This is a genomic window from Campylobacter sp., from assembly GCF_052170435.1.
Classification (GTDB): Bacteria; Campylobacterota; Campylobacteria; order Campylobacterales; family Campylobacteraceae; genus Campylobacter_A.
Genome location: NZ_JBQNAN010000001.1, coordinates 269,156 through 281,257, shown reverse-complemented (window position 1 = coordinate 281,257; position 12,102 = coordinate 269,156). Strand labels below are relative to the sequence as shown.

At 45.2% G+C, this 12,102-nt stretch carries 10 protein-coding genes; 4 read left to right on the top strand and 6 right to left on the bottom strand.

Going from position 1 to position 12,102, the window contains the following annotated elements; all coding sequences use genetic code 11:
- The coding region (locus ACTTJF_RS01445) for a M15 family metallopeptidase (RefSeq protein ID WP_442550439.1) at positions 1–323 on the top strand (323 nt) is incomplete at its 5' end.
- 173 nt (positions 324–496) lie between these two features.
- Here the strand turns inward: ACTTJF_RS01445 and nrfD are convergent.
- The 3 genes from nrfD to phsA are packed head-to-tail and all read right to left on the bottom strand — an operon-like array spanning position 497 to position 4,329.
- Positions 497–1,468, bottom strand: a complete 972-nt coding sequence (gene nrfD / locus ACTTJF_RS01440; protein ID WP_442550438.1) for an NrfD/PsrC family molybdoenzyme membrane anchor subunit — start codon at positions 1,466–1,468, stop codon at positions 497–499.
- Positions 1,461–2,030: a 4Fe-4S dicluster domain-containing protein gene (locus ACTTJF_RS01435; protein ID WP_315016363.1), complete on the bottom strand. Its 570-nt coding sequence runs from the start codon at positions 2,028–2,030 to the stop codon at positions 1,461–1,463. The genes nrfD and ACTTJF_RS01435 overlap by 8 nt, the downstream gene beginning before the upstream one ends.
- A 10-nt stretch (positions 2,031–2,040) precedes the next feature.
- Positions 2,041–4,329: a thiosulfate reductase PhsA gene (phsA, locus tag ACTTJF_RS01430; RefSeq protein WP_442550437.1), complete on the bottom strand. Its 2,289-nt coding sequence runs from the start codon at positions 4,327–4,329 to the stop codon at positions 2,041–2,043.
- A gap of 300 nt (positions 4,330–4,629) precedes the next feature.
- Here phsA and ACTTJF_RS01425 point away from each other — a divergent pair, with 300 nt between their 5' ends.
- From ACTTJF_RS01425 to ACTTJF_RS01415, 3 genes are all read left to right on the top strand, one after another.
- Positions 4,630–5,193, top strand: a complete 564-nt coding sequence (locus tag ACTTJF_RS01425) for an RBBP9/YdeN family alpha/beta hydrolase (protein WP_442550436.1) — start codon at positions 4,630–4,632, stop codon at positions 5,191–5,193.
- Positions 5,194–5,278: 85 nt separating this feature from the next.
- The gene (gene ccsA / locus ACTTJF_RS01420; protein WP_442550435.1) at positions 5,279–8,356 is read left to right on the top strand and encodes a cytochrome c biogenesis protein CcsA; all 3,078 of its coding nucleotides are present in this window, start codon (positions 5,279–5,281) and stop codon (positions 8,354–8,356) included.
- Positions 8,356–8,787, top strand: coding sequence for a fatty-acid--CoA ligase (locus ACTTJF_RS01415; RefSeq protein ID WP_442550434.1), 432 nt, complete (start codon positions 8,356–8,358; stop codon positions 8,785–8,787). The genes ccsA and ACTTJF_RS01415 overlap by 1 nt, the downstream gene beginning before the upstream one ends.
- Before the next feature lie 149 nt (positions 8,788–8,936).
- Here ACTTJF_RS01415 and ACTTJF_RS01410 read toward each other — a convergent pair whose 3' ends face one another.
- The 3 genes from ACTTJF_RS01410 to ACTTJF_RS01400 all read right to left on the bottom strand — a co-directional run bounded on the left by ACTTJF_RS01410 (position 8,937) and on the right by ACTTJF_RS01400 (position 12,092).
- A complete protein-coding gene (locus ACTTJF_RS01410) occupies positions 8,937–9,434 on the bottom strand; it encodes a phosphatidylglycerophosphatase A family protein (RefSeq protein ID WP_442550433.1) in 498 nt (165 codons plus the stop codon).
- Between the two features lie 569 nt (positions 9,435–10,003).
- Positions 10,004–11,188 (bottom strand): sulfate adenylyltransferase, encoded by a 1,185-nt coding sequence (locus ACTTJF_RS01405; RefSeq protein WP_442550432.1) that lies wholly within the window; start codon positions 11,186–11,188, stop codon positions 10,004–10,006.
- A complete protein-coding gene (locus ACTTJF_RS01400) occupies positions 11,166–12,092 on the bottom strand; it encodes a response regulator (RefSeq protein WP_442550431.1) in 927 nt (308 codons plus the stop codon). The genes ACTTJF_RS01405 and ACTTJF_RS01400 overlap by 23 nt, the downstream gene beginning before the upstream one ends.
- Positions 12,093–12,102: the final 10 nt, after the last annotated feature.

Below are 12,102 nucleotides of genomic sequence, written 5' to 3'. Positions count from 1 at the left end.
ATCAAGAGAAATTTACTCAAGACCTCGTAAAACTTTTAAACCACCTAATCGACAATGGCTATACAATCAGATTGGGCGAAGTCGAGCGCACGCAGGCACAACAAGAAATCTATATCAAAGAGGGTAAATCAAAAACTTATAATTCAATGCACCTAAAACGATGTGCTGCTGATTTACACATATTCAAAGATAATAAATGGCTACAATTAAAATCAGAGCTTCAAAGTATAGGTGACTATTGGGAAACCCTTGATAAAAGCAACAAATGGGGCGGTAATTTCAAAAACTTTATAGACACCCCTCATTTTGAAAGACAATGCTAACCCAAAAACACACAAAAATAAAAAATATTTTTCATTGACAAAACCTCGATATAATCGAGCTTTCATAATCTCACAACACTACATTATCAAAAATAATCCTTGACAAGTATCTTAAAATCTTAAAAAGGCTCGGCGAGTTTACCGAGCCTAATGCGTATAGTTTAGTCTAAATTTCACGCGCCCGTGAAAACTTGACCGGCATAAACTATATAGTATCTTAGCATCACGACGCCGCAGATAACTACAAGAGAGTTTGCTATGATGTAGCCCACTCTATAAGCGTGATTTTTAAGAGCCGTTAGCGCTATGGTGATAGGCGTTAAAAGTCCGATACCCACGACGCCTATCCAGAATATTAACGCGTATTGTCCGGTGCTTAGAGCTTGTTTTGCGGCGACCGCGCTAGCTCCGCCCTCGAAATATAGTCCCAAAAATAGTATAGCTATAAGCGGTATCTCAAAAATTACGGCGCGCAAGTCCATAACCAAAAGATACTTCACGTTGTCTTCGTTAAGAAGGCGCTTGAAGCACAAAAGTCCGACCAAGATGTTTGTCGCTACGCCCGAGCTAAAGCCTGAGGTTAGGAACAAGATCGGTAGAATCGGCGTGTTCCAAAGCGGAAGCTTCGTAATCGCGCTAAGCAAAAAGCCCGTATATATACCTACGCCGATCGCAAGGCCGAAAAGCGCCATCTCGACTATCTTTGAAAGAGGCGCGAAAGAGCGAATCAGCCTAGAAATAGGACGTAAAATCGCTAGAATTTTATACTTTTCTATCTCTTCTTCAAAAATAATCACCGCAAAAAGATAAGCCAGCGGCGTATAAAGTAGCAATAACGCAACGCCGATAGACATAACCGAACCAAAGTTATACTTAATCAAAATCCAGTAAAAACTAAGCGGTTTGCCAAGGTCAAGCACCAAAAGCGCAAGGCCCACGGTAATCGTTATAGGAGCCACTAGAGCGCCCGCCTTTACCATCGCGTCCCAGATACTGCCGTCTTGTTTTTTGTGGTAGTTCCACTTAACAAGCAATGCAACCATCATCGCGCCTGCGGACAAACCCGCTAAAAATAGATAAACCGCTATCGGCCACGGCCAGTAAATTTCATTATATTGCGCTACGCTTCCCCACATATTATTCATGGCTTCCTCCTTTGCGGTTAGCTATCATAGCAAGCTTAGGTTTGGTTTTAAGCTCGGCTTTAGGATAGTAGTGAGTTTTGGTATTTAAAATTTTACTTACTTCGCTGTTTGGATCGTTTATATCGCCAAACGCCAAAGCATCGGTCGGACAAACGGTCACGCACGCAGGCTGCTCGCCAATGCTCACTCTAGTTTCAAAGCAAAACGTACATTTGCCTATCTCGCCGGTTTTTGGCTCGACGTAGCGAGCGTCGTAAGGACAGGCTAGGATGCAGTATTTGCAAGATACGCAGGTAGAGTGATCTAGCAGCACGATACCCTCAGCCGTCTGAAAGCTAGCTCCAGTAGGGCAAACCGCCACGCACGGAGCGTCCTCGCACATCACGCAGCTGTGTCTGCTAAAGTCGGTTTTTAAATTTGGAAATTTGCCCTTTATCTGCGAATGGACTTGAAGTCTAAAAACGCCTCTAGGCACTTCGTTTTCGCTCCTGCAAGCCACCGAGCAAGCCTGACAGCCTATGCAGAGGTTTTCGTCATGTATCATTCTATACGCTTTTTTCATCTTTTTTCCTTTACGCTTTTATTATCTTGACGCCGACGTTTCGTACCATCGTAGAGGCGACGGGGCCGATCACAGAGGGATCTAGCAACTTGCTTTGATTAGTTCCCACGCCGTTCGTACGCTTTAGTCCCGCGCTTTCGTGACCGAAACCGTGATAGACGAAAAGCGTATCCTCCCTGATGCCTTCAGTCAGCATCACGCTTGCTTTTTCTTTTGCGGTTTTGCTTTGCAGGGTTATTTTGTCGCCATCTTTTAGCCCGTATTTTTTCGCGGTATTAGGGTGTATCCAGACGGGCGCGCTACTCATCAGGTCGTTTAAAAATTCGACGTTTTGCGTGTGTCCGTTGGTATGTATCGGCGTTTTGCCGCTCATTAGACAAAGCTCCTCGCCGAAAAATACATCCATGCCCTCGGAATTTAGACAGCCGTACCCAGGAAACTGTTTTTCCACTTTTTCACTAAAAAGCTCTATTTTGCCGCTTTCGGTTTTAAATTTTACCTGCGACTCCATAAGCCCGTCTTCGCCCACAAACTGCGCCGCGCTAGGAAATTTTTTAGTAAATTCTTTTACACTATCTTTTTCTCTAAACAAAATCCCCGGTACCTTCCACGTGACGTAGCCGTCTTTAACCAGCTTTGCCAACAGCTCGGCGTTTCCCTTTACTTGTCGCATTCGCCACTCGTCCATCGTATTTGAAGTATATAGCTCGTCTATTTTCATCCTGCGGGCTAACTCCCTAAAGATATCGTAGCCGTTTTTGGTGTCGCCGACGGGATCTACGACCTTATTTCTTATCATATACGCAGGTTTTTGACCCGATTTATCCTCGATGCCTTCGTCGCGCTCCAAATAGGTGCTCTCAGGCAGTATCACGTCCGCCCATATCGCAAAATCGCTCATATAAATATCCGAACAAACTATAAAGTCAAGCTTTTTAAGGCTTTCTATCGTAGTTTCCGTGCCTGCGACGTTTATAGGATGATTAAATCTTATGCTAAACCAGCCTTTTACCGGATAAGGCTTCTGGCTTAATATAGCTTGCGGAATTTGCATCAAAACGCCGTGACTCCTGCCGACGAATTTATTTACCCCGTCCTCGCCCGCGCCGTCTATCCTAGGGGTTTTAGGCACTTTTATCGCGGCGTCCGGGTTCGTGATCTCGGGGATTAGCTCTTCGCCTGCTAAAGTATTATATAGCTTAGCCTTTTTGCCGCCGAAAATTCCACCCTTTTTCTCCCAGTTGCCCATCATCGCGTTTGCGGTCATTATAGCTCTAGTGCGGATATACTCAGCTCTAGTGGTAGTCGTGTTGTGGCCGAAGTCGATGATGACTTTAGGTGCGGCTTTCCAGATTTCGCCCGCGATGCGCTCGACGGTTTTAGCGGGGATGCCCGTGATTTTTTCTTGCCACTGCGGAGTGGTGTCTTTGGTTGCTTCTACGACTTTATCAAATCCGATCGTAAATTTCTCTATAAATTCTTTATCGTACGTGCCGTTTTTGATCCACGTATGGATGAGAGCTAAAACAAATGCCAGATCGGTGCCCGGTTTTACGGGTAGCCACTCGTCGGCTTTTGAGGCTACGACACTAAAGCGCGGATCTAAAACTAGCAGCTTCGTATCTTCTTTAGCGGCCATCTTAGCCAGCTTTTTAGCGTCGGCGATGACGATACCCTCAAAAAGATTGTGCCCGAAATTTACGACGTATTTTGCATTGCCGAAGTCTCTTTTTAGCTTCGCATCTCCGTACATATGCGTACAAACCATCTGATAGGTTACGGGACAACAAGATAGGTGCGAGAAGCAATTAGGCGAGCCGTATGCGCTGGCAAAGGTCGTCATTAGCTTGTGCGTTTGGCTTGATTTTGCCGTAAACACAAAGCTCTCCGGCCCGTATTTTTCCTTGATTTCTAGCATTTTTTTAGCGACTAGATCTAGCGCCTCGTCCCAGCTCGCCTCTCGCCACTTGTTTTCGCCGCGCTCGCCTACTCTGATGAGCGGTTTTACGATGCGCTGCGGATCGTAGAGTTGATTGTGCCCGCTGCCGCCCCTTGCGCACACGGAAGTCGCCGTGCCGCTTACCTTGCCGTTGCCTTGGATAAAGACGTTTTTGCCGTCTACGACCTTGGCCTCGATAGGACAGCGAGAAGAGCACATCTCGCAAAAACTATAAACGGTCTTATCGCCGCCTTCTAGCGCTTTGGCACCGACGGCGCCTAAAGTACCGGGCGCGTAAGTCATCGCAAGCAAGCCTGTGGCGGTGGATGCTTTTAAGAAATTTCGCCTCGAAGTATCCATTTTTTCTCCCTTTTTGAAATAAATTTGCTGAAATCTTAAATAATCAACGTAAATTATACGTAAATTTTTCGTATCAATATAAATTTTAATTGATAACGACTATTTCGTTTTTTAGGGTAAAAACTTAAATTTAACTTCAAATTTGCTAAATTTACAAATATCAAATTTTAAAGGATGATGATATTTGAGTCACAGTTTACTTAAATTTATAACTTAAAAAGTATTCTTGCGGTTTACGTCAAAAATTATTTTAATTTTATTTGTATATAATTCGCGTATTTTTTCAAAAAGGCAAATTTAATGAAAAAGCAAATTTACGTCATTCACGGCTACGACGCTTCTCCGCAAAGCCACTGGTTTTCTTGGTTTAAAGATAAAGTGCGCGGCCTTGCCGAGGTGGAAATTTTAAAGATGCCAAACCCCCAAACGCCAAAGCTAAGCGAATGGCTAGAAACGATGAAGCAAAACGTAAATTTATGCGAAAATTCATTCATCATCGCTCACAGCCTGGGCACGATAACTAGCCTAAATTTTCTTAGCGGTTTTGCAAATTTGCCGAAATTTGGCGGTCTAGTTCTCATCTCGCCGTTTGACGAGCCGATTAAGGAATTTGCGATTTTAGATGAGTTTTGCAAGCCGCAAATCGCCTACGAAAAGATAAAAACGGCGGCGAATTTAATAAAAGTAATAGCCGCAAAAGACGACTATATCGTGCCTTGCGAGCTTAGCCTAAAGGTCGCGCTAAATTTAGGCGTAACGCCCGATATCTTTGAAAAAGGCGGGCACTTTATGAGCACGGACGGCTTTAGCGAATTTGAGTTTATATTAAATTTATTTAAACTTAAAGACGAAAAATTATCATAAAATAATAACTAAAAAGTAAGATTATTTAAAAAAAATTACTATAATGTGCATTTTGATTTACTAAATTTATGTTCAAGGATCTGTTTTGAGCGAGTTAAAATCCCTATTTTTCAGTATGACGTCGGCCGTCGTGCTACTTGTTATATTTGCTATCGGTAGCGGCGCGGCGACGATAATAGAAAGCTACTACGACACAAAAAGCGCGTGGGCGGCGGTTTACGGAGCGAGTTGGTTCGCCTTAGTTCAGGTGCTTTTAGGCATAAATTTGGCTTACAATATTTTTAGATACAACCTTTTAAGAAAAGAAAAACTACCTGTTTTGATATTTCACGTTAGCTTTTTGTTTATGCTTTTAGGTGCGGCGATGACGCGATATCTAGGCTTTGAGGGCAACATCCACATCAGAGAAAACGAAACTTCAAACGCGGTATTCGGATCCGTTTCTAGGATAGAAATCGCAGCCGAAAAAGACGGTCAAATTTACTCAAACTCAATCCCGAAACAAATCACTTCCGTCGGCTCAAACGACTTTAACTTGCCGCTTGAAATCGCGGGGAAAAAAGCAAATTTAACCTTTGACGGATACTACAAAAAGGCCGAAACCGAGTACTACGAAGCGGAAAAAGGCGAGCCGCTCGTTAGGCTTGCGGTCTCAAGCCCTGACTCAAAAGAGGAAATAAGCCTGCAAGCCGGCGAAACTCGCGAGGTGGGCGGCGTTAGCTTTGCATTCGATGCGCAGCCGCTACTTGAAAATTTCGTCAAAATCGAGCTAAAAGAGGGCAAATTTTACATAACATCAAACCAAAATATCGGCTACTTTACGATGGCGACAAATGAAAAAGGCGAGTACGCGAAAGACCAAGCGACAGAGTTTTTACCGATGCAGCTCTATACGGTCACGGACGTAAATTTCGTTCCAAAATCATTGCTAACCAAGGCGGCCAAGAGAGTCGTGAGCAAAAACGGCGAATACGACGCATTGGTGGCAAATTTGGCGTTTGACGGGCAAACTCAGCAGCTCATGCTCTACGAAAACAGCTACATACCGGCTAAAGCTAAGATCGACGGCGTGCTTTTTAACGTTTACTGGGGCTCAAAGATGGTCGAACTTCCGTTTTCGTTAAAACTTGAGGACTTCGAGCTTAAGCGTTATCCGGGTTCAAATTCGCCGATGAGCTACTCTAGCGACGTCATCGTCGAGGACTCTAGGACCGGAAACTACCCGTATAAAATTTATATGAACCACGTACTAGATCACGACGGATATAGATTTTTCCAAAGCAGCTACGACCAAGACGAGCTTGGCACCGTACTATCGGTAAACCGCGACCCGGGCAAGATTCCGACCTACGTCGGCTACTTTTTGCTAGGACTAGGACTATTTTTTAACGTCGTAAATCCTCGCTCGCGCTTTAGAAAACTAGCTAAAATGATAAACGAAGATGCCGTTAAAAAAGTCGCTAGCTTTGCGCTAATTGCCTGTTTTACGGCATTTGCCCCAAGCAAAACTTATGCGGTCGATAACGCTAGAAATATCGACGTAAACCATGCCAAAGAGCTTTCGACGCTAATCATCCAAAGCGCCGACGGAAGAATGAAGCCTTTTGACACCGTAGCAAGGGAAATTTTAAACAAAATCCACCGCGGCGATACTCTAGACGGCCTAAACGCAAACCAAGCCATACTTTCGATGATGGTAAACGCCCCGTACTGGCGCGACGTGCCGATAATCTACGTCGGAAATAAAGAGCTAAAAAAACTAATCGGCATAGACGAAAAGGCCAAATACGCGAGCTATAATGACTTTTTTGCAAGCGATAAAGACGGTAAAATCATCTACAAACTAAACAAATTTGCCGAAGCCGCAAACCGCAAAACTCCGGGTGAGCGCGGAACGTTCGATAAAGACCTGCAAAAGGTGGACGAGCGTCTAAATATCCTTTATATGGTGTTTATAGGCGAAGTCTTTACGATGTTTCCAAAGATGGATGATCCAAACAACAAATGGTACGGTATAGCTTCGGCTATGATATACCTTCCTAAAAACGAGAGCGAGCCGATCGGCAGGATGCTAAGGAGCTATTTCACTGGCGTTGCCGAAGCTACAGAAAACAACAACTGGCGCCGAGCAAATCAAGCTCTAGCCGAGATAAAAACCTATCAACAAGAGCACGGCAAAGCGGTCATCCCAGGCGAAAAACGCGTCGAGATGGAGCTGTTTTTTAACGAATATAAAATTTTCGAGTCGCTAACGCCGATATATCTTTTGGCAGGATTTGGGCTTTTATGCTTCGTATTTGCTAAGATGGCAAGGCCTAAACTAAATATAAAATGGCTATTTGGTATCGTTTACGGCGTAAATATCTTGGCGTTTTTACTACACACTTTCGGTATTGGCATACGCTGGTATATCGCTGAGCACGCACCGTGGAGCAACGCCTACGAGTCGATGATATATATCGCTTGGGCGCTTAGCTTATCGGGCCTCGTGTTCTCGCGCCAAAGCCCGATAGCCATGGCGTTAACCTCGATTTTAGCCGGCGTTACGCTATTTGTCGCACACCTTAGCTGGATGGATCCGCAGATCACCACTCTAGTGCCGGTACTTCAGAGCTACTGGCTAACGATCCACGTTTCAGTCATAACAGCTAGCTACGGATTTTTGGGACTTTGCTCGCTACTTGGTATGTTTACGCTCGTGCTTTTTGCTCTGCAAGGCGGCAAGGAGCATAAGGAAATTTCGCGAAATATCCTAGAAGCCACGCGTATAAACGAGATGGCGATGATACTAGGCCTTAGCCTACTTACGATGGGAAACTTCCTAGGCGGCGTTTGGGCGAACGAAAGCTGGGGTCGCTACTGGGGCTGGGATAGCAAGGAGACGTGGGCGCTTGTTTCTATTTTAGTTTATGCGGCGGTTTTACATATCAGATTTATCCCTAAACTAAACAGCCAGTACGCATTTGCCGTGACTTCGATGTTTGCTTATTGGTCGATCATAATGACCTATTTTGGCGTAAACTTCTACCTAAGCGGTATGCACTCGTATGCCGCGGGCGAGCCGATACCGGTGCCGACTTTCGTATGGGTGGGCGCGCTTTTGATGGTCTTGATCGCGGTTTTGGCGTATTTTAGAAAGCCCGATAAAACAGTAAAATTATAATGAATCAAACCCTCATAATAGCGATTTTGGCGGCGATTTTTTTAATAATCGTCGCCGCGCTAATTTTTCTCGTCGTCAAATTTAAACACGGCGACAAAACCACTCAAAATACTCCCGCGGCAAAAGAGGAAAAAGAGCTCACCCTGCAAGATCTAATCGACATCGCCGGCAATCCAAAAAGCGATAAAAACGATCTTTTTGCGGCTTTAAAAATTTTCGCCGCTTCGTTTAAAATCCCGTCCAAACAAAACGGCAAGGCCCCAAGCGATGCAAAAGCTTATCTAAATTTCATTACGATTTTGGCCTCTCACAAAAACGCCGACGCAAAGCTGATAGCCCTTATGAGCAACGAGCTAAAAAAGAAAAATCCCGAATACGTAGCCGAGATAGACTACTACGAACAGCTTGGAACCTCGCAAAGAAAGAAGTAAATCAGGCGTCAAATTTAACGCCGCCGTTTGATTTTTAAGCAGACGATTTTATTTTTACCCAACCAAATTTGACGCAGAAGTAGCGCTTGAAAGGCAAATTTAAGCCAAGAACCAATAAAAGCGCCTTGGCTTTGAGAGCCGCTACGATTTTATTTTACAAACGGCAGCTCAAATTTAATCCACTCGTAGTCAAGCCCGATCTTCGTCACGGCCTCGTAGCAAATCGCGCTAAGAAGCCCCGCAAAAAGCCCTGCTAGCATATCGTCGCCCATCACGCCGAGTCCGCCCTTGACATCCCTATCGATACGTCCGATCACGGAAGGTTTCCAGATATCAAAGAGCCTAAAAAAAACTACCGATAGAGCAAACTGCACCGCCGTAGCGCCGCTGATAGATATCGCCAACCAAACGCCCGCAACCTCGTCTATCACGATGCTGCCGTGATCGTGCACGCCGGTTTTCGCCTCATAATCGTCGATAATCTTTATGCTATACAAAAAAAGGCAAATCGAAACCAAAAATAGCGTGGAAGCTGGCAGGATCGTCAAAATCCCAAACGCCGCGATCGCGCCCGCTAGCGAGCCCACCGTGCCGGGAGCTTTGGGGCTTAGGCCGGCGCCGAAAAACGTTAAAAATAACCTTTGCATAATTTTCCTTGAAATCAAATTTAAATCATAAACGGCGCATTTTTACTCGCCGATTTTTAGTGCGATTTTAGCAAATTTAGCTTGCAAATTTCAAAATTCGGACGTCAAATTTGCGCCAAGCTCGGATATTTTCAAATTTGCAAGCACGAGCCGCTAAATTTGAAGCAAAAACGCAAATTTTACCCAGGCTTTTGGCTCGTAAATTTTGACTGCAAGCATACCCACGCCCTGCGCAAAACCCGCACCTTTAAAACATCAAATTTGACGCCAAATACGGCACGACGTCTCTTGCAAAGAAAGCCGCAGCCTAACGCCATAAATCAACAATACTAAATTTTGAGTTTTTGTGGTGCGGATCTGGGCGAGTAAATTTAAGGCACGAATTTACAAAAACTTGATTATAAATTTGGGCGCGAGAAATTTAGACATCGTACCGCGAAGCAAATTTAAATGCCTTGCTTCGCCTACGGCTCAAATTTAACAAATATAAGACACGTGCTAAAATTTGCCGACTCTGCAAAAAACGCCTGCTAGACTAACCGCTTTTACCAAAACCGCCGAAAGCAGATTTAAGTCAGCGACGTCGTCTGATAAAGCTTCATCAAGTTTTCGTAAAACTCCCTCTCCGTCTGCTTTTCGAGCAGTCCGTTGCTAGGGAAAAGATCGTCGCAAAGCTTTTGGATATTTTCAAATCGGTTCGGGAAAAGCTCGCTCAGTATCATCGCCGAGATATCGCGCCGCATGAGGATCGCAGGCGGCAAGATACCCGCTAGCAGCAGCGTTTTTAGCGTCTGGGCGTGGTATTTGATGTGATGATGCTGGCCGTGCGGGCAGGTCTTGGTGCTAACTAGCGTCTTGCACTCGTCGCAGTAGACGAGCTCGGGCAGCACGACGATATCTAAATTTAGATCGTTTTTATATCGCTCTAGCACCGTGTGAGCGACGTTGTGATCGTAAAACATCCCTATGCCCGCGTGATTTTGTCCGACTATGAGCTTATCTGCACCCAGCCTATGCGCCGCGATGCACTCTAGCGTCGGATTTAGGTGCGAGCTAAAGAGATTTGAGTTCTCAAAAGGCACGATGATCAGGCGGTTTTTGGGGATGTAGTTTTGGATGAAGTATTCTAGCACGCTTTTTTTGAGCGAAAAGCTCATCATCTCGTCCGCGCCGTGGCTTTTTAGTAAAAATAGCAACACCAGATCGGACTTATCTATCGTCATCCTGATCAGGCGCTCGTGCGCGCGGTTAAAGGGCTCCGCGGTTAGCATGATCGCCGAGACCTTGCGGACGTTTTGCTCTCTTTTGACCTCTTCGATGAGCTTTCTTACCTCGGCTAACTTGTCGTCGTATATCTTTATCTCGCCGCTCACGGCTAGTTCGCCGCTTTGGCTTTGCTGTGCGGGCGCGGCTTCGTTCGCGCGAAAGATATTTTGCGAGCTTTTTTCGGCGTTAAATTTAAATACCTCGCCGACCTCGATATATCCCACGACCTTACCGCCGCTGATAAGCTCGATATGATCGCCCTTTGAGGCGTTTTTTATCGTTTCTTGATTGCGCTTGCCGTGCGGAGCGAAGACGAAAGTATATGGCATCGGCTCGCCGGCTAAAAAGCCCGTTTCATAGATCCCGTTCGCCTCTTTTTCGTTCATCAGGCGGTTAAATTTGCTAAAAATTTGATTTTCTATGAGATCAAGCGCGCCGAAAGCCTCGTCGTTTATCCAAACGGCGTTATTTTTTCTTGACGACGTCATATTTTTTCCTCTTTTCCCAAAGCGATTTGCGCGAGATGCCTAGCTTTTTGCTAAGCTCGGTGTCTGGGTATTTGTCCTGATAGTTTACGATGATGTGCTTGATGTAGTCGTCAATCGTCAAAATTTCGTCGATTTGGAAATTTTTCTCGTCGCTTGCGATGTTTAGCGTCTCCATCGGCGCTTCTTCGTTAGGATTGGTTGAGCTAGCGATGAGCTTGCGTTTAGCGGCGAGAGATACGATCTGATTTTTGGCCTCTTGGCGTAAAATTTGAAAATTTGAAAAATACAAAAGCGTGCGCGGATTTGCCGCGGCTACGGCTTCTACGTCGACGCCTGGCTCTAGCGGGACGTATTTGAAGCTCAAATTTAGCGCCTTTGCGTACTCGAAAACGAAATTATCGGCATTTATCATTTTATTGCACTTTATGAGAAGCGGTAGCTTTATGCGCTTAAAGTCGAAATTTAGCGCCGAGACGGCCTTAAAATGATAGTTTAGGTAGTCCTGATAGGTTTTTATAAACGTTTGCAGCCTCCTAAACTCCTCGAAATGCTTGATCTTTCGCACCAGCTCCTCGATCATAAACGGCTTTTGTATGTAGTCGCTAGCGCCCACTTTTATCGGGATCGAGACGGTGTCGTTACTGATGTACGTGATGAGCAGGATGACGACGGAATCTTTAAATTTTTGTATGATTTTTAGCGTGTCGTCGCCCGCAAACGCGCTAGAGAGCAGCACCACGTCAAAGTGTACGTCCTTGGCGCCCTCCTTTGCCCTCTGCTCGGGCTCGCTTTTCATCGCCTCCGCCGCGCTCCTTGCGATCTCGCACTCGTAGCCTAGATCTTCTAGCTTTGATGCGATGCTTTGGGCTAGGTAAATTTCGTTTTCTATTATCAAAACTCTCATTTTTTTACTT

Excerpts from the sequence above, each read along its gene's own strand:
- nrfD (WP_442550438.1), bottom strand. The coding sequence starts at position 1,468 with ATGAATAATATGTGGGGAAGCGTAGCGCAATATAATGAAATTTACTGG.
- ACTTJF_RS01435 (WP_315016363.1), bottom strand. The coding sequence starts at position 2,030 with ATGAAAAAAGCGTATAGAATGATACATGACGAAAACCTCTGCATAGGC.
- phsA (WP_442550437.1), bottom strand. The coding sequence starts at position 4,329 with ATGGATACTTCGAGGCGAAATTTCTTAAAAGCATCCACCGCCACAGGC.
- ACTTJF_RS01425 (WP_442550436.1), top strand. The coding sequence starts at position 4,630 with ATGAAAAAGCAAATTTACGTCATTCACGGCTACGACGCTTCTCCGCAA.
- ACTTJF_RS01415 (WP_442550434.1), top strand. The coding sequence starts at position 8,356 with ATGAATCAAACCCTCATAATAGCGATTTTGGCGGCGATTTTTTTAATA.
- ACTTJF_RS01410 (WP_442550433.1), bottom strand. The coding sequence starts at position 9,434 with ATGCAAAGGTTATTTTTAACGTTTTTCGGCGCCGGCCTAAGCCCCAAA.
- ACTTJF_RS01405 (WP_442550432.1), bottom strand. The coding sequence starts at position 11,188 with ATGACGTCGTCAAGAAAAAATAACGCCGTTTGGATAAACGACGAGGCT.
- ACTTJF_RS01400 (WP_442550431.1), bottom strand. The coding sequence starts at position 12,092 with ATGAGAGTTTTGATAATAGAAAACGAAATTTACCTAGCCCAAAGCATC.